Annotated in this window: 21 protein-coding genes and 1 pseudogene; 9 read left to right on the top strand and 13 right to left on the bottom strand. The window is 62.8% G+C overall.

The genetic code is table 11. The features are described from left to right. Positions 1-2: 2 nt before the first annotated feature. Genes OZ411_RS31955 through OZ411_RS31945 form a run of 3 tightly spaced genes read right to left on the bottom strand, consistent with a single transcriptional unit; the run spans position 3 to position 2,829 of the window. Positions 3-818: an ABC transporter permease gene (locus OZ411_RS31955; protein WP_282531139.1), complete on the bottom strand. Its 816-nt coding sequence runs from the start codon at positions 816-818 to the stop codon at positions 3-5. Beyond that, complete coding sequence (locus OZ411_RS31950) at positions 818-1,732, bottom strand: ABC transporter permease subunit (protein ID WP_282531138.1); 915 nt, start codon at positions 1,730-1,732, stop codon at positions 818-820. The genes OZ411_RS31955 and OZ411_RS31950 overlap by 1 nt, the downstream gene beginning before the upstream one ends. Beyond that, entirely contained in the window at positions 1,729-2,829 is a 1,101-nt protein-coding gene (locus OZ411_RS31945) for an ABC transporter ATP-binding protein (RefSeq protein WP_282531146.1), read from the bottom strand. The genes OZ411_RS31950 and OZ411_RS31945 overlap by 4 nt, the downstream gene beginning before the upstream one ends. Positions 2,830-3,035: 206 nt before the next feature. On the opposite strand from OZ411_RS31945, the gene OZ411_RS31940 reads away from it, so the two are divergent. Further along, entirely contained in the window at positions 3,036-4,343 is a 1,308-nt protein-coding gene (locus OZ411_RS31940; RefSeq protein WP_282531137.1) for a tetratricopeptide repeat protein, read from the top strand. 228 nt (positions 4,344-4,571) lie between these two features. Here OZ411_RS31940 and OZ411_RS31935 read toward each other — a convergent pair whose 3' ends face one another. From OZ411_RS31935 to OZ411_RS31905, 7 genes and pseudogenes are all read right to left on the bottom strand, one after another. Next, positions 4,572-4,793 carry a DUF3606 domain-containing protein gene (locus OZ411_RS31935; RefSeq protein WP_130582143.1) on the bottom strand — a complete coding sequence of 74 codons (222 nt, stop codon included), beginning with the start codon at positions 4,791-4,793 and terminating at the stop codon, positions 4,572-4,574. A gap of 444 nt (positions 4,794-5,237) precedes the next feature. After that, the gene (locus tag OZ411_RS31930; protein WP_282531145.1) at positions 5,238-6,422 is read right to left on the bottom strand and encodes a PHB depolymerase family esterase; all 1,185 of its coding nucleotides are present in this window, start codon (positions 6,420-6,422) and stop codon (positions 5,238-5,240) included. A 5-nt stretch (positions 6,423-6,427) separates the two neighbouring features. Next, the gene (locus tag OZ411_RS31925) at positions 6,428-6,847 is read right to left on the bottom strand and encodes a CopG family transcriptional regulator (protein ID WP_282531136.1); all 420 of its coding nucleotides are present in this window, start codon (positions 6,845-6,847) and stop codon (positions 6,428-6,430) included. Positions 6,848-7,263: 416 nt separating this feature from the next. Continuing rightward, positions 7,264-8,252, bottom strand: a pseudogene (locus OZ411_RS31920) (tripartite tricarboxylate transporter substrate binding protein). A 203-nt stretch (positions 8,253-8,455) separates the two neighbouring features. Beyond that, positions 8,456-8,647, bottom strand: coding sequence for a hypothetical protein (locus OZ411_RS31915; protein WP_130582236.1), 192 nt, complete (start codon positions 8,645-8,647; stop codon positions 8,456-8,458). Between the two features lie 147 nt (positions 8,648-8,794). After that, complete coding sequence (locus OZ411_RS31910; protein ID WP_282531135.1) at positions 8,795-10,267, bottom strand: glycerol-3-phosphate dehydrogenase; 1,473 nt, start codon at positions 10,265-10,267, stop codon at positions 8,795-8,797. 70 nt (positions 10,268-10,337) lie between these two features. Further along, positions 10,338-13,028 (bottom strand): EAL domain-containing protein, encoded by a 2,691-nt coding sequence (locus OZ411_RS31905; protein ID WP_282531134.1) that lies wholly within the window; start codon positions 13,026-13,028, stop codon positions 10,338-10,340. Between the two features lie 247 nt (positions 13,029-13,275). On the opposite strand from OZ411_RS31905, the gene OZ411_RS31900 reads away from it, so the two are divergent. Beyond that, positions 13,276-14,373: an NAD(P)/FAD-dependent oxidoreductase gene (locus tag OZ411_RS31900; protein ID WP_282531133.1), complete on the top strand. Its 1,098-nt coding sequence runs from the start codon at positions 13,276-13,278 to the stop codon at positions 14,371-14,373. An 87-nt stretch (positions 14,374-14,460) separates the two neighbouring features. Here OZ411_RS31900 and OZ411_RS31895 read toward each other — a convergent pair whose 3' ends face one another. Continuing rightward, positions 14,461-14,646, bottom strand: coding sequence for a DUF465 domain-containing protein (locus OZ411_RS31895; RefSeq protein WP_130582239.1), 186 nt, complete (start codon positions 14,644-14,646; stop codon positions 14,461-14,463). Between the two features lie 243 nt (positions 14,647-14,889). Here OZ411_RS31895 and OZ411_RS31890 point away from each other — a divergent pair, with 243 nt between their 5' ends. The 3 genes from OZ411_RS31890 to OZ411_RS31880 all read left to right on the top strand — a co-directional run bounded on the left by OZ411_RS31890 (position 14,890) and on the right by OZ411_RS31880 (position 15,900). Further along, positions 14,890-15,096, top strand: a complete 207-nt coding sequence (locus OZ411_RS31890; protein WP_028167008.1) for a DUF465 domain-containing protein — start codon at positions 14,890-14,892, stop codon at positions 15,094-15,096. Positions 15,097-15,444: 348 nt separating this feature from the next. Continuing rightward, positions 15,445-15,636 (top strand): hypothetical protein, encoded by a 192-nt coding sequence (locus OZ411_RS31885; RefSeq protein WP_028167007.1) that lies wholly within the window; start codon positions 15,445-15,447, stop codon positions 15,634-15,636. Between the two features lie 15 nt (positions 15,637-15,651). After that, positions 15,652-15,900, top strand: a complete 249-nt coding sequence (locus OZ411_RS31880; RefSeq protein WP_130582240.1) for a hypothetical protein — start codon at positions 15,652-15,654, stop codon at positions 15,898-15,900. 12 nt (positions 15,901-15,912) lie between these two features. Here OZ411_RS31880 and OZ411_RS31875 read toward each other — a convergent pair whose 3' ends face one another. After that, on the bottom strand, positions 15,913-16,632 hold the full coding sequence (locus tag OZ411_RS31875) for a GGDEF domain-containing protein (RefSeq protein ID WP_282531144.1): 720 nt from the start codon (positions 16,630-16,632) through the stop codon (positions 15,913-15,915). A gap of 145 nt (positions 16,633-16,777) precedes the next feature. Here OZ411_RS31875 and purE point away from each other — a divergent pair, with 145 nt between their 5' ends. Together purE and OZ411_RS31865 are read left to right on the top strand one after the other, a co-directional pair. Further along, the gene (purE, locus tag OZ411_RS31870; RefSeq protein ID WP_130582243.1) at positions 16,778-17,266 is read left to right on the top strand and encodes a 5-(carboxyamino)imidazole ribonucleotide mutase; all 489 of its coding nucleotides are present in this window, start codon (positions 16,778-16,780) and stop codon (positions 17,264-17,266) included. Then, positions 17,263-18,360: a 5-(carboxyamino)imidazole ribonucleotide synthase gene (locus tag OZ411_RS31865; RefSeq protein ID WP_282531132.1), complete on the top strand. Its 1,098-nt coding sequence runs from the start codon at positions 17,263-17,265 to the stop codon at positions 18,358-18,360. Before purE ends, OZ411_RS31865 begins: the two co-directional genes overlap by 4 nt. Positions 18,361-18,414: 54 nt before the next feature. Here OZ411_RS31865 and aqpZ read toward each other — a convergent pair whose 3' ends face one another. Next, a complete protein-coding gene (gene aqpZ / locus OZ411_RS31860) occupies positions 18,415-19,137 on the bottom strand; it encodes an aquaporin Z (RefSeq protein WP_282531131.1) in 723 nt (240 codons plus the stop codon). A gap of 265 nt (positions 19,138-19,402) precedes the next feature. Between aqpZ and rpsU the strand changes: the two genes are divergently transcribed. Both rpsU and OZ411_RS31850 read left to right on the top strand, forming a co-directional pair. Beyond that, positions 19,403-19,702 (top strand): 30S ribosomal protein S21, encoded by a 300-nt coding sequence (rpsU, locus tag OZ411_RS31855; protein WP_027579707.1) that lies wholly within the window; start codon positions 19,403-19,405, stop codon positions 19,700-19,702. A 199-nt stretch (positions 19,703-19,901) separates the two neighbouring features. Further along, positions 19,902-20,516: a tetratricopeptide repeat protein gene (locus OZ411_RS31850; protein ID WP_349017051.1), complete on the top strand. Its 615-nt coding sequence runs from the start codon at positions 19,902-19,904 to the stop codon at positions 20,514-20,516. Positions 20,517-20,537: the final 21 nt, after the last annotated feature.

The raw sequence follows: 20,537 nt of genomic DNA, 5'->3' as shown, positions 1-20,537 counted from the left end.
GCTCACAGCGGCGCGGCGCTCTCGCCCTGAGAGCTCGACAGTTTCGAGGCGAACGAGGCGGCCACGATCAGCATGGCGATCAATGCGATCATCAGCGTGCAGATCGCGTTGATCTCCGGCTTCACCCCGAGCCGCACCTCCGAATAAATCCGGATCGGCAGCGTCGCCGAGCCGGGACCGGTGGTGAAGCTTGCGATCACGACGTCGTCGAGCGACAGCGTGAAGGCGAGCATCCAGCCCGCGACAATGGCGGGGATGATCAGCGGCAGCGTCACCATCAGGAACGCCTTCACCGGATTGCAGCCGAGGTCCATCGCGGCCTCCTCCAGACTGCGGTCAAGCGAAGCAAGGCGTGACTGCACCACCACGGTGACGAAGCACATGGTCAGCGTGGTGTGCGCGATGGTCACCGTCCAGAAGCCGCGCTCGGCGTTCAGCGCCACAAACAGCAGGAGCAGCGACAGGCCCGAGATCACCTCCGGCATCACCAGCGGCGAATAGAGCATGCCGGAGAATAGCGCCCGCCCAGCAAAGCGTTCGCCGCGCGCCAGGCCTATGGCCGCGAGCGTGCCGAGCAGCGTCGCGAATGTGGCGGAAACCGCGGCAACGCGCAGGCTCATCCAGGCAGCTTCGAGCATGGCGCGGTCGTTGAAGAACTCGATGTACCAGCGCAGCGACCAGCCGCCCCACACGTTCACCAGCCGCGACGCATTGAACGAAAAGATCACGAGGATCACGATCGGCAGGTAAAGCAACGCAAGCCCGAGCGCGAGCGCGGTCATGTTGAAGCGCGAAAGTCGGTTCACGGTATGCGCCATCAGCGTCGGCCCTCGACCTGCCGGCGCTGCAGCCGGTCATAGAGCACGAGGGGCGGCACCAGCAGCAGCAACAGCGCAATCGCGACGGCGGAGGCCACCGGCCAATCCTTATTGGTGAAGAATTCGAGCCAGAGCGTCTGGCCGATCATCAACGAATTGGAGCCGGCGAGGAGATCGGGGATCACGAACTCGCCGACGATCGGAATAAAGCAGAGCAATACCCCTGCCCCGACGCCCGGCAGTGACAGCGGAAACGTCACGAGCCAGAAGGCCTTCCGCGGCGAGGCGCCCAGATCTTCGGCGGCTTCCAGCAGCGCGCGGTCCATCTTCGCGAGCGTGGCGTAGAGCGGCAGGATCATGAACGGCAGATAGGAATAGACGATGCCGATATACATCGCGGTGTCGGTCGAGAGCCAGACAACCGGCTTGGACACCAGATGCAATGCGAGCAGGATCCGATTGAGCAAACCGTCATGCTGCAAGATGTTGATCCAGGCATAGATGCGGATTAGGAACGAGGTCCAGAACGGCACGATGACCAGGATCATCGCGATGCCCTGCCAGCGCTGCGGCAGCCGCGCCATGCCGTAGGCGATGGGATAGCCGATCACGAGCAGAATCAGCGTCGAGGTTATGGCGACGACGAGGCTACGCAGATAGGACAGGATGTAGAGATTGTCAGAAATCAGCAGCCGGTAATTTTCCAGCGATAACTGTTCGAACGCGCCCTTGAACGCTTCCCACCCCTCGCTGGGGTCGAACACCGGCGTATAGGGCGGCTGCGCGATCGCGGTCTGCGACAGGCTGATCTTCAGCACAAAGCCGAACGGTACCAGGAAAAACAGCGCCATCCAAAGATATGGCGCGATGGCGGCATAGCGCGCCGGACGGGCAAAGATACGGCGCGTGCTCATTGCTCGAGCACCACACCGTCGTCAGGCGCGAACCAGGCGGCCACGCGCTCGCTCGAGCCATAGCCGTCCACGTCAAGCCGCGCGGTATTGGCCATCACGGAGCGCACCACGGCGCCATTGTCGAGCCTGATCCTGTAGGCGGTGAGGCCGCCGAGATAGTTGATCTCCGCAACCTCGCCCTCGAACCGATTGATCGCTTGCAACGCGTCGACACTCGACGCCAATCCGCGCCGCGATAATTTGATCTTCTCGGGCCGGATCGCGACGGTGACGATCTCTTTCGTCACCGGCTGGCGCGGTTCGGTCACGGTGATGATCCCTGCCTCGCGCGTCGTGACCTTCAGCCTGCCCTGCTCGCGGGAGATGACCTGCCCCTCGAACAGATTGACGTCGCCGACGAACTCGGCGACCCAGCGTGAGGCTGGCGCCTCATAGAGGTCGCGCGGCGTCGCGACCTGCGCCAGGCGGCCTGTGTCCATCACGCCGATCCGGCTCGCCATCGTCATCGCCTCTTCCTGGTCGTGGGTGACGATAATGAAGGTCATGCCAAGGCGGCGCTGCAATTCCATCAATTCTGCCTGCGTGCTCTCGCGCAGTTTCTTGTCGAGCGCGGCCAAGGGCTCATCGAGCAGCAGCATCTGCGGCCGGCGTGCCAGCGAACGCGCCAAGGCCACGCGCTGCCGCTGGCCGCCGGAAAGCTGGTCGGGCTTGCGTTTCTCCATCCCTTCGAGCTTGACGAGCGCCACCATCTCGGCGACGCGGGCGGCGATCTCGCCGCGCGCCATGCCAGCGCGCCGCAGGCCGAATGCGATGTTGTCACGCACCGAGAGATGCGGAAACAGCGCATAGTTCTGGAACATCATATTGACGGGCCGCTCATGCGGCATCACCTGCGCGATGTCGTTACCGCCAAGGAGGATACGTCCCTCATCCGGCGTCTCGAATCCCGCCAGCATGCGCAATAGCGTGGTTTTGCCGCACCCGCTCGGGCCAAGCAGGGCGAAGAATTCACCGGCGCGGATGTCGAGTGAGAGCTGATTGACCGCGGTGAAGTTGCCGAACCTTTTCGTCACGCCCTCGATGCGCAGCAGCGGCATGTCGGTCGCCCTCCGCGGCGCAGTGTCTTCCGTCGTCGAATTATTTGCCGTCTTCGCCAGTTCCTCAGCCATGATTCCCTTTAGCCCGATCGTGACCGCAAGCTAGCGGCGGATCGCCACTGGCTCAACCGCTTCACGCGGCGTCTTCCGCAATATTGTTGTCACAGCCGCCTCTGCTAGATTTCGCCTTCACGTCAGGAGGACGAATGATGAACCAGGACCGCTACGACCTGCCGCTGACGACCGCTTCCGATCGCGCTGCGGCGCTCTACCGTGATGGCATCGACTGTATCCTTGCGGCCTGGCACGGCGCGGATGCGGCCTTTGATGCGGCCATCGCCGAGGATCCCGATTTCGCACTGGCGCATGTGGCGCGTGCCCGCGTCCATCAGATCAACATGGAAGGCGCGGCGGCCCGCGACAAGGCGGCAATAGCCCGGCAATTGGCCGCGACCGCGAGCCGGCGCGAGCAGCAGCATGTCGAGATCGTAGCCTCGGTGGTCGAAAGCCAGACCAGGCAGGCATTGCAAGCTGCCGAACAGCACCTCGCGGAATTTCCGCGCGACGCGCTGATCCTGTCGCTGCTGCTCGGCGCCTTCGGCCTCTACGCTTTCTCAGGGCGCGCCGACCACGACGCGGCGCGGCTTTCGATTTGCCAGCGCTACGCCGCCGATTATGGCGAGGACTGGTGGTTCCTGACCTATCTCGGCTGGTCGCAAACCGAGGCGGGCGACGTCGTCACCGGCCGCGATACCACCGAGCGCGCCTATTGGATGAATCCTGCAAACGCCAGCGCGGCCCATGCCCTGTCGCATGCGCTGTTCGAGCAGGGTGATCCCACGCAAGGCCGCACCTTCCTATCCGGCTGGCTGCCGGCCCACGACCGGGTAAGCTTCCTGCAGGGGCATCTTGCCTGGCACCTGGCACTGATCGCGCTCGAGGACGGCGATACTGGCGGCGCGCTCGACATCTACGAACGGCATATCAGACCGCAGGGGCGGCCCTATCCGCCGCTGAACATTCTGACGGACACCACCTCATTGCTGTGGCGGCTCTCGCTGGCGGGAAGGACCGGGCTTGAATCGCATTGGCAGGAAGTGGCCGCCTACGGCGAGAAATTCTTCCCGAAAGCCGGCGCGCATTTTGCCGACGTCCACCACGCCTTGGCGGTCGCGGCGGGCAACGGCGGCGCGCTGGAGACACGGCTTGCGGAAATGGAGGCACGGCGCGCCGAGGGCAAGCTGGCGCCCGGCGCTTCCGCGATCGGTCTTTGCCGCGGCATCCAGGCATTCGCGTCAGCCGACAACGACGGCGCTGTCCGCATCCTCGAGCCGTTGATGCCCGAACTGGTGCGGATCGGCGGCAGCCACGCCCAGCGCGAGCTTTGGGAGGACACGTTCATCGTCGCCTGTCTTCGCGCGAGGCGAGGCGAGAAGGCGACAAAGCTGATCGCCGATCGCCTGCATCGGCGGCCGTCCCGCCGCGACGAAGCATGGTCGCGCGAGACAGGTTGAGACAGGGCCTTCAGCTAGAGCCTGTAATTATAAATCCGGAACCCATGGACTTGGCGATATCCGCACTATACTCCGAAGCAGACATCCCGACCGGCCTTCAGCACGTGGGCTTTGGGCCACAGGTGGATTGGGATCCTCGTGAATAGATCCAGGTTAACTCCTCCTACAGTCAAGACGCCTCGCGTCTTCCTGGTTCGGCGTCAGGATTGGGATTATCTTGTGCCGCGACTAAACAGTAACAAAAACGGCAACTGCTGGCGGTTCGCTCGGGTTCGCTGAAGTGGCGCGAGTGGCCTCCTTCGTGATGGCCGAAATCGAATTTCCAGACTTCCGAACTATACTGGCGAACTGTTCGTCCGAGAGCTTGAGGCGCTTGCGCAAGACCTTGACCTGCACTTTATCTCTCAAATCCAACGCATTACGGAAATAGGTGGGCTTGCGCCTATTCATTGTGGTTCACTCGCGATGAAAGGATACGGTTGAACCGCGACTAGGGGGGCGTTACGCCGCCTGGTCGCGATGGTGACTGTCCCACTCCTCGTGAAGATTCCGTCTCCGTTGAGAAAACCTATGGCATGGACCAACGTTCCGCCGTATTTGGAAATATCTGACTGTCGAGCAGAGACCGGTTATAGGCTGCCGCAGCATTGGAGCCTCTTACTTTCCGTCTATCGTTTTCGGCTTTGTGGGCTGCTCGCAGCTTGCCCCGGACATATTCCGTGAGGCCGCCAACCTCGTCATTCGGCGCTTCCGAAGTAAATCCATTCTGGATCGAAAGCGCCGGGTTTAAGGGGCGGTCCGTGACTTCCAGTCTACCCCGATAAGCAGACGATTTCAGAGCTACGCCGTACTTCGCATTAGGGCCAGAAACGGACTATCTCTGATCTGTCAATATTACGGCAGCGAATGCTGGAGGAAAAAACGCAGCATTTCTCTTGTTGCGTCCGGTCCTCGCGGATCAGTGTAGGAGCCCGCGGAGCTTCCCCCCGACCATGCGTGTCCGGCTCCGTGGATGCTCCAGTGCTCAAGGACGTGGCGCCCTCTGGCGTCGCTATGGACGGTGCGAGTATAGGCGTGACCTCCAGCCACCTGCCCACGATGAACGTTTCTTTCCGTGCTCACCGCATCGATGAACTGCTCAATAACTTGATCGCCGTTCTTTGGGTGCACTGTACTGTCGCGATCGCCGTGAAAAACAATGGTCGGAACAGGGTCGGTCGAACCCGTCCGATGGTCAAAGCCGCCGCCTTGTCGCATGGCGAGGAGCGCAGAGGGAAGGTCGGTGGCGGCACCACATGCAAGGCCAGAATGTACACCCACGGCCGCATATAGATCGTTATATGTTGCTCCCATGATGACCGCTGCGGCCGCTCCGGCTGATAATCCAGCCACGTAGACACGCATTTGATCAACTGAGTACTCCCGCATGATTTGGCGCGTGATCCCCGCGATAAGCGAGGGCTCCCCTGTGCCACGCTGCTGGTCGGTTGTGCGAAACCAATTCCAGCATTTCGCGTGATTTGCTTCGCTACGCTGCGCGGGATAGACCACAAAGCAAGGTTGTGCTTCTGCGATGAAATTCATTCTCGTGCCGGCGGCGAAATCTTCTGGCGACTGGGTGCAACCGTGGAGCATGACGATCAACGGAATGGGCTGCCCGTGATACCGGCTCGGAATGAAGAGCCTGTAGGCACGACTTCCCGCAGGATTGCTATAGCTGCCGTCGATAAATCTCGCGCCCTCCGGCACGATGTCGCGCATGGACGGCGGAGCGCGCTTTATTGCGCGCCGCAATGGGAGCCCAACGAAACTGTTTGTGCGATTTGACGACGCGCGGACCTTGCGCGGTTGAGCGGATGTGCTCCGCGCTGACTGCGGGCTCTCCGTTTCTTCAACCCAATTTGCTTTCGCATCTATAATTAACGGTGCACCTCCTGGGAGGGCGATGGGGTCGGTGCGGAATGTCGCATCCGGCGCTCGTTCACCGCAAAGCATTTGCTGGAGAAGTGCCGTCGCCTCGACGAGTCGGCCCGCGCGCGTGAGACGTGTGGCTTCGCGAATGATGTCCTGTCTGAGCATCGCCATCACCGCGTCCTGTCGGTGAGCGCGGCTTTGACCGCCGGAGTGGCATGGAGAGCGCCAAGCACGGAGACCGAAGCAATCGTGGCGCGAGCAAGCTCGGGCGTGACGTCTTGGGCGATTGTCGCAAGGCCCAGAACATTGATGTGCAGCATCTCGCCGGCGCGTCGGACCGTTTCGAGATCCTCACGGCTGTAATTCCGTAGACCGAGGTCCAGGCTTTTCCGAGCAGTCGACTGTTTGACCACATCCGCATGACGTTCGAGTTGGTTGCGGATGGCTGTGCGAATGAAATCGGTTCGGTTCGAGTAGAACCCTTCCTGGACCATGAGGTCGACCTGCCCAAGGTCGACATAACCCAGATTGATCGTGATTTTCTCGCTATCTGGCTGCTTCGGCCGGAGTTCGCGGACATTGTTCGACATAGCTTTTTCCATCCGTATGACATCCGTATGGATGGTAATTGGATGTCAACTCGGAGTATTCAAGGGGCTCGCCCTCAAGAAAGTATCTGCCTTTGGCGGGGCCTGGTGTATCCGCGTACAGCTCGAATAACTCGATCCAGGTTGTTTGCCGGCAATAGGTCACTCGTGGGATAGCGCCAATGGTGACGTCGCGCTCTCAGGCGATCGGTTGATCCAGCGCTGGCACCCAGGCGATGTACTCTTCAGCACGCTCGCCTCCGAGAGCGGCGCAACAGCGGATATGCCGTGAGGTCCGTGTCGGGCCAAATCCGGACATTCTCTTTGCTGCCTCTTCAACAAAAAGCCGCGAACGACGATGGGGCTTCTTCGGTCCGAGTTGCGGGCTGACCTGTCGGCCAGAAGATCTCCGGTTTAGTCTAGGATGGTTCCAAGCCGAGCGCTTGCGCGCTCTCCATCCAAATCGGCAATTCCTGCTGATACAAAGCGTTGCTGTCCTTAAATCCGAGCGCCGGTTCGAGCACGAAGGTGCCGAGAACTTCCTTCACTTTCGAATCGCTATTGGCTGCCACGCAGAGTTCCGCCAACCGATCGACGATCGGCTGTGGCGTCGCCTTCGGCAACGCCCAGCCCGTGAAGCCGCTCACCGTGAAGAATTTCGCTGTCGCGCCCTGTTCAGGCAGAGTCCTGATGTTCGGGATCGCGTCGACCTTCTTCGAATGCACCGCGAACACAACTCCGCGATGACTCTGCAGGACGGATTGCGCGGCGGTGTAGCTGCCCATCGCGACATCGAGCGTGCCTTCCGCCAGCCCCGTCCACATTGGCGCTTCGCCTCGGTAGTGGATCGGCTCGATGTTGAGACCATATTGTTTGTTGAGCTCATTGATCGTCATGTGCGGGGCCGAGCCCGCGCTATAGGTGCCGAAGTTCACCTTGCCGCTCTTGCGCGCGAAAGCGACGAATTCATCCAACGTCTTGACGCCAGCCTTCGGGCTTGCGACCAGCAGCAGCCCAGCACCCGGGATAATGCTGACGAGCGTCAGGTCCTTGTCCATGTCGTAGCCGGGGTTCTTCATCATCACTCTGTTCATCACGTAGGTGGTCGAGATGGAGCCCAGGATCGTGTGGCCATCTGGGTCCGTGCGCATGACTTCCGCGGCGCCTATGGAGCCCGAGGCCCCCGCTCTGTTCTCTATGACGACAGTCTTTCCCACCTGCCTGGAGATGAATTCGCCGAATGCGCGCGCGAGCAGGTCGGTCTGCCCACCCGCCGGATAGCTGCAGATCATACGGATTTGCCGCGACGGCCACGCCTCCTGCGCGGCGGCCCTGCGCAAGAGGAACGGCATCGCCGCCGCTGTCGTCCGGCAGCAATGAAGTGACGGCGATCAAGTTTCGCTGACATGGCTCCCTCCCTGAATTTTTCATCAGGGTATCGCATCGTCCGACCTCGGCCAGGGGCGAAAGACGGGACAGATTGGCGCAGAGGCGCGTCAGAAGCGAACGTTTACGAACGTCCGCTTTGATCCTTTTCAGAAGTTGGCATTGCCAGGGCGCGCCGAGTCGTCTGGTCGCTCGCACACACCAGATCGAGTCGGAAGTCGAAGTTCAGGGGCTTTTCCTGCCGACGATTCCGTCGCTTTCGAGGGCCTTGGCGATCTGCTCGAGGATTGCCTCCGTCGAGTCCCTATTTGCCAAACTGCTCTGCGCTGGAGCAGGCTGCTGGTCCAGGGACACGTTCACCTTTGGCACCAGCTCGCCGAGTTCCTGCTCGACGCGGCTCCAATCCCGCTGATCCATGGCATCCTCCCCACTGATCAATTGCAAGACTACCGCGGGAGGTCTTCGGCAAAAAAGCAAAAGGCGTCCGATGGTTAAGACTGGCCTAAGCGGCCGCGACGACAGCACGCCCATGCCGGCGGGCAGTCTCGCTTTATGGACATACACCTAGTTCAAAGCCGCGTTCGCCATGAACGCTGCGAGCGCGTCGCGATCCGCCGGCGGCATGGTCAGGCCGAGCTTGGAGCGGCGCCACAAGATATCGTCCGGGAACCGCGCCCACTCTCTTGCCATCAGATAGCGCACCTCGGCGCCGGTCAGCTCCGGCCCAAAGGAGGGACCGAGGTCGGATTTCGCCTTGGCATTCCCAAGGATCGCTTCAACCCTCAACCCGTAGGCACCAAGCAGCCGCCTCGCCTCTTGCTCGCTCAGGAAACGCCAGCGATCCCTGATGATATCGACCTCGGTCTCGAACCGGCCAAAGGCAAAATCGCCGCCCGGCAGCGGCGCCTTGGCGGTCCAGCGCGGCGACATCGGATAGAACCGCGTCAGTTCGGAGACAGCCTTTTCCGCGCGCAGCCGCGAGGTGGTGACGTCACCGCCGAAGACAGTGATCAGCGGCGCCTTGCCGCGCTTGAAATCAAACTTCATCCCGCCGTCCCGCAACCGGCCGCCCGCCGCGCCTATCGCCATATTGGCGCCGGAGATCGGCCGCACCACGTCGACGGGCTCGATCCGCTGACGGAAATAGCGGTTGGCAGCCTCACAGAGGTAGGTGATATCCGTTGCGCTCATCGCAACGATGGCGGGATCGCCCTTGAACGGTCGCGAGACTGTCCCGATCAGCGTGAAATCGCGGGCATAGGGGCTAGCGAAGATCAGCCGTCCGTCGCCGTTCTGCAACACGTAGACATTGTCGTTGTCGAACAGCCGCCGGACCACGATCTGGCTGATCTGCACCATCGAAAGCGCGAGTGCTGGAACGCGCAGCACGGTTTCGGCGACAGAGGCCGTCCAGGCACCGCTCGCGTTGACCAGCGAGCGCGCGGTGATCACCCGGCGATAGCCGCGATCGATCGCGATCAGCCGCCAGGTTTCGCCGCGCTCGCCGCGGGCGACGCGCACGCCGGTATAGATGGCGGCGCCCCGCTCGGCCGCATCGAGCGCCAGCAGGGCCACGAGCCTGCTGTCATCGACCACGCAATCCGAATATTCAAAGGCGATGCCGAACGGCCGCTTCAGCGCGTCGCCGATCGGATGGTGCGAGATGTCGACGGTCGTCGATGCCGGAAGACCGGTGCGCGATGCCAACCGGTCGTAGAGCAGCAGCCATGAGCGCAACTGCCATTCCGGGCGCTCCTCGGCAAGGGCGGGAATCGCAAAGCGCATCGGCCGCACCAGATGCGGCGCGATCCTGAGCCAGACCTCACGCTCCTTCAGCGCGGCGCGGACGCGGAAGAAATTGCAGCGTTGCAAGCCAGCGAGATCGCCATGGATCAGCCGCGGCGAGGCCGAGGAGGCGCCGCCGCCGAGATCGCCCTGCTCCAGCAGGACCACGCGCAGGCCGCGTCCCACAGCGTCGCGCGCAATGCTGACACCGTTCAAGCCGCCGCCGATGATCGCGAGATCGTAATCCGCCATGCCGGAAGGTCATAGCGTTCTCACGTGAAGGAGATACAGGCTCGGGTGAAGAAAACCCGTCCAACAAGACTTACCCGGTCTTGCGGACCAGCTCCACGACATTGCCGCCGTTGCCGACCAACGCCGCATACTGGCCGACCGGCGCCGGCTTGCCGATCAGATAGCCCTGCACCGCGTCGCAACCCTCCTTTGCCAGGAAGCCGAGCTGCTCCTCGGTTTCCACGCCCTCGGCGACGATCGACATCTGCAGACCATGACCGAGATCGATGACGGCGCGGACGATCGCGGCCGATTGCGGGTTGCGGCCGAGATTGATGACAAAAGCGCGATCGATCTTGATCTTGTCGAAGGGAAACGCCTGCAGATAGCTCAGCGAGGAGTAGCCGCTGCCGAAATCGTCCATCGAGATGCGCACGCCGAGCGCCTTCAGCCGCCTGAGCAGCGCCAGGCCGCGATCGAAATCCTCGATCAGCACGCCCTCGGTGATTTCGAGCTCGAGCCTGTCTGGCCGCAAGCCGGTTTCGAGCAGGATCGAATGCACGAGGCCGACCAGATCGCCGTGCATGAACTGCGCCGGCGAGAGGTTGACCGCGATCTGGAGTGGTTGCTTCCAGGAGGCCGCCTCGCGGCAGGCCTCGCGCAGGATCCATTCGCCCATCTCGACGATCAGGCCGCCTTCTTCCGCAAGCGGAATGAAATCCGCCGGCGAGACGAAGCCGCGCACCGGATGCTGCCAGCGCGCCAGGGCCTCGAAACCGATCACCGCGCTCTCGGCCACCGTAGCGCCCGCCGCAGCCAGCGGCTGGTAGTAGAGCGACAATTCGCCGTTCCGGATCGCGGCCGAGAGGTCCTGATGCAGCACGCGGCGGTCGCGGATCTGCTGGTCCATTTCCGGCTCGTAGATCGAGATCGTACCGCGCGACTTCGCCTTCGCGCGGAACAGCGCCGCGCCGGCATTGGCGAGCAGCGAGGCGGCATCCGCGCCATTGTGCGGGAATACCGAGATGCCGGCGGTGATGCCGGTGCGGACCGATTTGCCGTCGATTACGAATTCCTGGGCGAGCGCCTCCGCCACCTGCTCGGCAAGAACGATGCCGGCGGCCGGCTGCTTGCCGTCGATGATCAGGCCGAACTCGTCGCCGGAGAGGCGTGCGACCACGCCGCCGCGCGCCGAGGTCTGCAGGCGCCGGGCCACTTCGATCAGCAATTTGTCGCCGATCGCATGGCCAAACACGTCGTTGATCTCTTTCAGGCCATCGAGATCGACGCAAAGCACAGCGAATTCCTCGTCGGTGCCGCCGCAGGCCTCGATCATCTGCGCCAGCGCCTGCAGGAAAGCGGCGCGGTTCGGCAAATCGGTCAAACCGTCGTGATAGGCCATGTGGGCCATGCGCGATTCTGTCTGGCGCCGGTCGGTGACGTCCTCATGCGTCTTGATCAGGTATTGCGGCTCGCCATGCTCGTCGAGCACGGTCATGCGGCGGGTCAGGAACAGCCGCAAGCCGTCCTTGGTCGAGATCGGATGCTCCTCGGTCAGCAGGCCGCGTTTCTTGATCGCGGCCTCGTCGCGCGCGATGATCAGCTTGGCCTCGCGCGGATTGAAGATGTCCGTTGCCGTCAGCCCGGTGGCATCCTCGCGCCGGCGGTTGAGGATGGTCTCGGCCGAACGGTTGGCGAGCAAATATCGGCCGTCGCTGACGCGTTCGACGATCAGCGAGACCGGAATGTTGTCGACCACGAGCTCGAGGAACTTCTTGGCGTTCTCCAATTCCCGCGACAGCGAACGGCGGTCGGTGACGTCATCGAACAGCGCGATGAGGAATTCCGGCTCGCCGTTCTCGTTGCGCGCGATCACGCGGTTGGAGGCGAGAATGCGCCGCTCCGAGCCACGCTCGACCCAGAACTCGTTGCGGAAAAAGCCTTCCGGCGCCTCCAGCGCCGCCTTGTCGGCGGCCGCGATGCTGGCGGCGGTCTCGGGACTAAAGATCTCGTCGGCGCGGTTGCCGACGATGCGATCGCGCGAGAAGCGCGAGAACCGCTCGAAGGCGCGGTTCGCGAAGATGTAACGGCCGTCCTCGATGTTTTTCGCGGCCACGCAGACTGGTACGTTGTCGAGCACCGATTCCAGGAACTGGGTGGTGGACGCGAGCTTGCGCGACAGTTGCCGCTGGCCGGTGCAGTCTTCGTGCGTCGCGATCGATCCGCCATTGGGCAGCCCGAAATGCCGGACCACGACCGACTTGCCGTTGGGCAATTCCGTCACCATCCCCTCGGGGTTGGCGGCCCGGACATAGAACTCTGCAGGCGTGACATCCATCAAGCCGCGACGGTAGCGCATTTTCAGCAGTTCGGGCCCGGTCATGTTGCCCTGTATGTCGGAGCGCGACAGGCCATAGATCTCGAGATAGCGATCGTTGCAGAACACGATCCGCTTTTGCGCATCGGTCATCACCACGCCCTGGTTCAGATGGTTGAGGGCGGAGCTGACGAAGGCATTGCGGCGAAGCTGTACGCGCTGCACCCTTCGCACAGCCGAAAGCACCGAGAGCGTGATCGCGCCCAGGAAGGAGGCCACGACGGTACCACCGATCAGAAGCTCCCAGAGCAGGTCCGGAGCAAGCGAACCGATATAGCTCGATGGCGCAAAGCCGGCTGACGCAGCGAGAGCCAGTCCGGCCGACGCAATGGCGGCGACAAGGCACACGACGACGAGCGCCGGAATCACATTCCTCCCGCCTGCCTGCCCTTTCTTGCCAGCCATTCCGTCACCTTGCGGATTTCCGCATTACAGTGTCTGGCCTTGGCAGTTTGGATCGGGTAAACGCCGCGCGATGCAACCGCAAAATGTGACTTAATTTAGGGCAATTGCCCTGACATGATTAATGCCGCACTAATGCCGGTGCGCCACGAGGCCTATTTCGAGGCCATCCGGGGCGTTGCTACCAAGGCTCGGATGGACAACAACAAGCAGAACCCTATTCGCGCCGATTCCCGGACTTGAAGGATCCATGGACAGAGTTGATTGCGTCGTCATCGGAGCGGGTGTGATCGGGCTTGCCGTCGCGCGCCGCCTCGCGCAAGCAGGGCGCGAAGTGATCGTGCTGGAAGCCGCCGAGGGGATCGGCACCGTGACCTCCTCGCGTAACAGCGAGGTGATCCATGCCGGCATCTACTACCGGGCCGGCAGCCTGATGGCGCGGATGTGCGTCAGCGGCAAGCATGCGCTTTACCGTTATTGCGAGGACCACGGCGTCCCCTATCGCAATTGCGGCAAGCTGATCGTCGCGACCACGCCGAAAGAGACCGAAAAGCTGCAATCGATCCGCGCCCATGCCGAGGCCAATGGCGTACTCGACATGGAGCTGCTTTCGGGCGAAGCCGCCCGCGCGATGGAGCCAGCGTTGAATTGCGACGCCGCGCTGCTGTCGCCGTCCACCGGGATCATCGACAGCCACGCCTATATGCTGGCGCTGACGGGCGATGCGGAGGCTGCCGGCGCGGCATTCGCGTTCCATACCCCGCTGCTCCGCGCCAAGGCGGCCGCCGGCCGGATCGAGATCGAGGCCGGCGGCGAGGCACCGATGACGCTGGCATGCGACCTGCTGGTCAATGCCGCAGGGCTCGGGGCGCCGGCGGTCGCGCGCGGCATCGAGGGCATGCCGCTCGAATTGATCCCATGCGCCTATCTCGCCAAGGGAAACTATTTCAGTTGCAGCGCGCGGGCACCGTTTTCGCGGCTGATCTACCCGGTGCCCGAGCCCGGCGGGCTCGGCGTGCACCTCACCCTGGACATGGCCGGGCAGGCCCGCTTCGGCCCGGATGTGGAATGGGTGGAGAGCATCGACTACGCCGTCGATCCGGCGCGCGCGGACCGCTTCTATCCGGCAATCCGCAAATATTGGCCCGGACTGCCGGACGGGGCGCTGATGCCAAGCTATTCCGGGATCCGGCCGAAGATCGTCCCGCCGGCGGTGGCGACGCAGGATTTCCTGATCCAGGGGCCGCGCGATCACGGCGTCACTGGATTGATCAATCTGTTTGGTATCGAATCGCCCGGCCTGACGTCGTCGCTCGCGATCGCCGATTACGTCGGCGAATTCGTGTGAGCAGTCGCAACATCTGCCACGGATGAGCGCTTCGGCGCCCATCCGGCCTGAAGTGGTGTATGTTGCGATACGTTACCGGGGGACTGGCTAGTGGAAGGTCTCGCCGACGGATTGTTTCAACCGTTCGATCTCGTCCTTGACCATCAATTTGCGGCGCTTGAGTTCGGTGATTTGCAGATCGTCTGTAGATAGGTGCAGGAGCGCTTCGTGTAGTTCGCTTTCGAGAATTTTGTGCTTGCGTTCCAGTTCGACCAGATGCGCCTGTATCGCCATTACGAAACCTCCTCGGCAGGTTAACCTCAATTTCGATCAGGACAACAAAGTGTACACCAGCCAGACTATCTGTCGACGGGGATTGCGAATCAGCGCTGCGACATTTTCGAATTTATCTGTAACAGAACGTGCGTATGGAACCGTCTTAACTTGCGCGGCGAGCGTGGAGGGAGGATATTTCGGCGCGCGGATACCGAGCGATCCGTCCACAACCTCACCGTGCTTATTTTTTAGTGCACAGCCATGACCGACGAAGATGAGCGCGAACTCCACGCAGAGCTTGCACGGCTGCAGCAGGAGCACCGCGATCTCGACGCAGCCATCGACGCGCTGCATCAGTCGCCGGCGCCGGATCTGCTGATGGTGCAGCGGCTCAAGAAGCGCAAGCTGCACTTGCGCGATCGCATCGCCTTCATCGAGGATCAGATCACGCCCGACATCATCGCGTGACGTGTTGGTTTTCTCCACTTCGTCATTCCTGGGCGCCCGAAGGACGAGCTCTGATGTGCAATTGCACATCAGAGAACCCATCGGGCCGCGCGTGCAAGTGGTGAAATGGATTCCGGGCTCGCGCTTTGCGCGCCCCGGGTTGACGAGACGAGAGAATTTGCGCCTGGCTTTGCTGACAGCGCATGTTGACTAGCTGTCCCCGACATCCACAGGCAGACATCCACAGGCGCTTGGCGCGATCGGTCACAAGCCGCCCGCGAGGCGCTTCCGCCCTCTTGACTTCACTAGAACAAAATAAGAACATTGCCGCTGCCGCCAGCCAGAACCGGAAGGATCATCGCCATGCCCATGCCGTCAGTGTTCTCCGACAACAACCGCTACGAGGTGGCCTGCGACCAGGCGATCGCAATGTGCGACGGCAATCTGCGCAGCACCATCAAGGCGCTGATCATGGCCAACGAATTCCTTGAGACCGAGGTCGCGGAATTACAGGACGCGCTCGCGACCTGTTTCGCGCAGGCAAAGAACGACGCCGCGTAGGTAAGGAGCACGCCGATGGCCGATATCACCTATTACGTTGCGCTGCCTTTCGTGCGGGACGACAGCGGTGAATTGGTCGCGGGCAATGCCGAGGAGTGCCAGAGCGCCGCGACCGCGTTGCGGCGCGCCGAGATGATGTCGCGGATGCCGGGCAGCATCGGCGCGGTCGCTTTCAGCCGCACCGGCGATCCCATGATCGGCGAATTCGGCGATGCGCACCTGCTGCGGAAATTCGGCAACGTGCCGGACGATCTTGGCCTGTGAAGGCGATCGCTATTAGCCCACTACTTCATGCCGCCGCTGCGCCTTGCGCACATACATCGCGCTGTCCGCCTCTTCCAGCGCGCGGCTCGCCACGGAGTGCGGACCGAGGATCGCAACGCCGGCCGAGGCGCCCGCGCTGACGCTGCGGCCACCGAAATCGAAGGTGAGGCGATCGATCGATTGCTCCAGCGCCGCGGCCTTGGCCTTGGCGTCGGTCTCGGTCAGGTTCCACAGCAGTACCGCGAACTCGTCGCCGCCGAGCCGTCCGACCACGTCCGAGGCACGCACCTGGCTCGTTACTGTCTTCACGACCGCCTTCAGCACCGCATCGCCGGCGGCATGGCCATAGGTGTCGTTGATCGGTTTCAGGCGATCGACGTCGAGCATGACCAGCGCGCCGCTGGCATGATAGCGCTTGATGTAGGCGATCGAGCGGTTGAGCTCGCGCTCGAAGCCGCGCCGGTTGAGGATGTCCAGCAGGAAATCGGTCTCCGCGGATGCCTGCAGTTCCGCGATCTGCGCCTCCGCCGCGGCCAGTTCCGCCTTGAGGCGGCGAATTGTCGCCTTCGCCTCGGTCAACGCAGCCGAGGACACCTGGGCAGGTCCGGTTTGGGCAGGTGCCGCTTGGGTAAGTGCGGCTTGGGCGCGGCGAGGCGCAACCTTGCGCGCAGCTGCGCTTTTCCTTTTCGCGGCCCCGGATGCAGCCGCCCTCTTCTTCTTTTTCATAAGCATCCTTGTTGAGGCCCGCTGATGAGGCTTGCCCGCATTCACCAAGACAGGATAGTCCATTCCGGATTCCTTGCCACGCCTTGGATCAGTGACGGGCCGCTCTTATAATCCGGCCCATGCTTCTGGATTCCCGAACAGAATTGACGACATGCCCGCCGCAATAGCCATCATCATGGGAAGCCAGTCGGACTGGGAGACCATGGGCCACGCCGCCGAAACGCTCACCGCCCTCGGGCTCGCGTTTGAGGCGCGGATCATTTCCGCCCATCGCACCCCGGACCGGCTGTACGCGTTCGCCAAGGGCGCCAAGGCGGCCGGTTTCCAGGTCATCATTGCCGGGGCCGGCGGCGCCGCGCATCTGCCCGGCATGACGGCTGCGCTGACGGAACTTCCGGTATTCGGGGTTCCCGTCGAATCAAAGGCGCTGTCGGGCGTCGATTCGCTGTATTCGATCGTGCAGATGCCGGCCGGTATCCCGGTCGGCACGCTGGCGATCGGAAAATCGGGTGCCATCAACGCGGCGCTGTTGGCAGCGAGCGTGCTCGCGCTGAACGATCCGGCGCTGGCGGCGCGCCTTGCCGCCTGGCGCAAGGAACAGACCGACGCGGTCAAGGAGCATCCGGAGGCATCGGCGTGACGGCTTCGACAAGAGTGAAGCTGAAGCCGGGTGATACCATCGGAATTCTCGGCGGCGGACAATTGGGCCGGATGCTGGCGATGGCCGCGGCGCGGCTCGGCCTCAAATGCCAGGTGTTCTCGCCGGATCCGGATTCGCCCGCCTTCGACGTGGTGCAGCACGCGACCTGCGCGGAATTTGCCGACGTCGAGGCGCTCGAACTGTTCGCCAATGACGTCGACATCATCACCTATGAATTCGAGAACGTGCCGTCCGCGACCGCCCTGGTGCTGGCGGCGCGCCGCCCGGTGCTGCCGTCGCAGAAGATTCTCGAGACCACGCAGGACCGGCTGATCGAGAAGGACTTCATCACCAGGCTCGGCATCGGCACCGCCGATTATGCCGATGTGTCCTCGGTCGAAACGCTGCGCGCCGGCATCGCGCGCATCGGCCTTCCCGCCGTGATCAAGACGCGCCGCTTCGGCTATGATGGCAAGGGCCAGGCGATGATCCGCGAGGGCGACGACATCGACCAGCTCTGGGAAGACCTCGGCACCAAATCCGCCATTCTCGAAGCCTTCGTGCCGTTCGAGCGCGAAATCTCCGTGATCGCCGCGCGCTCCTCGGACGGCCACGTCGAATGTTTCGACGTCACCGAGAACGAGCACCGCGATCACATCCTGAAGATCTCGCGCGCGCCGGCGGCGATCCCGGCCGAGCTCGCCGTGCAGGCGCGATCGATTGCGGAGAAGATCGCGCACGCGCTGAACTATGTCGGCGTGCTCGCGGTCGAAATGTTCGTAGTGGCGGGCAAGGACGGACCGACCGTGCTGGTCAACGAGATCGCGCCGCGGGTCCACAATTCCGGACATTGGACGCTCGACGGCGCCTCGATTTCGCAATTCGAGCAGCACATCCGCGCCATCGCCGGCTGGCCGCTTGGCAAACCGATCCGCCATGGCGCGGTGACCATGACCAACCTGATCGGCGACGACATCCTGAGCTATGAGGAATGGCTGACAGTGCCCGGCGCAACCGTGCACCTCTACGGCAAGGGTCCGCCGCGGCCCAGCCGCAAGATGGGCCATGTCACTGAAGTAGCGCCACCGAAGTAGCGCCGGCAGGCAACAAACCGTAGCCCGCCGGCAAAGTCTCAAATCAGAAATTGATCAAGCCTGTCGTACGCCTTCGACGACGCCGGTCGGCTCTTCGCTGAGCCAGCGATAGAGCACCCCGCCGAGCGCGCCGCCGATCAGTGGCGCCACCCAGAACAGCCAGAGCTGCGCCAGCGCCCAGCCGCCGACGAACAATGCCGGCCCGGTGCTGCGCGCCGGATTCACCGAGGTGTTGGTGACGGGAATGCTGACCAGATGGATCAGCGTCAGTGCGAGCCCGATCGCGAGCGGCGCAAAGCCCGCAGGCGCCCTGCCATGGGTCGCACCCATGATGATGAACAGGAACATCATCGTCATCACCACCTCGGTGATGAAGCCGGACAACAGGCTGTACTGCCCGGGCGAATGCGCGTCATAGCCGTTGGAGGCAAAGCCCTTGGCGAGGTCGAAGCCGGGCGCACCGCTCGCGATCAGATAGAGCACTCCCGCGGCGACGATCGCACCGATCACCTGCGCGATCACATAGGGCAGGATCTGGCCAACGGGAAAACGTCCGCCGGCGGCAAGGCCGACGGTGACGGCCGGATTGAGATGGCAGCCGGACACATGGCCGATCGCATAGGCCATGGTGACGACGCTCAATCCGAACGCCAGTGACACACCGACCAGGCCAATTCCGACTTGCGGAAAGCCAGCGGCGATCACGGCGCTGCCGCATCCCGTAAATGTGAGCCAGAACGTCCCGATCGCCTCGGCGGCATATTTTTGTGTGTCCATACCAGTTCTCCTGTTATTTTGTTTCCCGGAGCGGGCAAAAGCTGCGGTAGCGGCCAAGCATTTGGCGTCGAATCACCCCAATCAGGGCCGCTAAGTGGCAATTCTGCCCTATTTCGTGGCTTTACTTGGCCCTTGCCGCTGCTTCACTGGTGGACATTTGCGATTTTGTCTGCTACATGCGCGCCCCTAGGCTGAACGTCTGGCCTTTTTGCCGACCTTGGCTTTTTCAGATTTCCGAACCGACCAATCGAAAAGAGGATGCCGCGTGCAGGTTCTCGTCCGCGATAACAATGTCGATCAAGCCCTGAAGGCGCTCAAGAAGAAGATGCAGCGCGAGGGCATTTTCCGCGAGATGAAGCTCCGCGGCCACTATGAGAAGCCTTCCGAGAAGAAGGCCCGCGAGAAGGCCGAAGCCGTGCGCCGCGCCCGCAAGTTGGCGCGCAAGAAGCTGCAGCGCGAAGGCCTGTTGCCGATGAAGCCGAAGCCGGTGTTCGGCGCCGGCGCAGGTGGTGATCGCGGCGCTGGTGGACGTGGCGGCCCGGGCGCTGGACGCGGTCCGCGCTGATCGCACCTTTATAAAAAGTCGGAAATGAGAACGCGGGCCTGACCGGTCCGCGTTTTGCTTTTTGGCCGGTGCATTTTGCACCGCGGCCAGCTACCAATACGGAATTGCAGACGCGAGCATTTCCATTACGCGAGCAGTTCCGTTGATGGTGTTTCCGGCATCCCGCCCCCGCTCTGGAGCTTTCACTGTCCCGCGCCTGATGGCGCGGCCGGCGATCCTGCTTGCCGTCTTACTTGGCGTCCCCCTTGGCGTTCTCTTGGGCGGCTGCTCGTTCGATCTGGGATCATGGGGGGCCGGCAACGACAAACCCAAGCAGGCCGCCACCGAAAAGCCAACCGGCAGCGTCAGTACCCAGAATGTCAGCGACTCCAAGGAGCACGCGACGCGGGGCCAGGACTTCGCGCGATCCTTCAAGACCGAACAGGCGCTCGCCGAATTCGAACAGGCGCTCGCGCTCGATCCCTACAATACGCAGGCGCTCTATGGCCGCGGCCTGATCTATCAGGGCCAGAACCAGCACCAGCAGGCGATCGAGGATTTCAGCGCGGCCAGCGGCCTGGCGCCGCAGCGCGTCGAGCCGTTGCTGGCGCGCGCCAACAGCTATCTCGCCCTCAACAAGGCCAAGGAAGCGACCGCCGATCTTGACGAAGCGGTGCAGGCCGATCCGAACAGCGCCCAGGCCTGGACGGTGCGCGGCGAGGCCTATGAGCGGCTCGGCGACAAGAGCAAGGCAGCAGCTTCATACAGCCGGGCGGTAGCATTGCGGCCCAGGGACGACGCCGCGCGCAGCGGCCTCGCGCGCACGGGCGGTTAGTTTCGAGTCGTAGCCCGGATG

The sequence above is a fragment of the Bradyrhizobium sp. Arg237L genome, assembly GCF_029990105.1.
In the GTDB taxonomy this organism is placed as follows: Bacteria; Pseudomonadota; Alphaproteobacteria; order Rhizobiales; family Xanthobacteraceae; genus Bradyrhizobium.
Note: the sequence above shows the minus strand (reverse complement) of the source record. Positions and strands in the feature narration are given on the sequence as shown.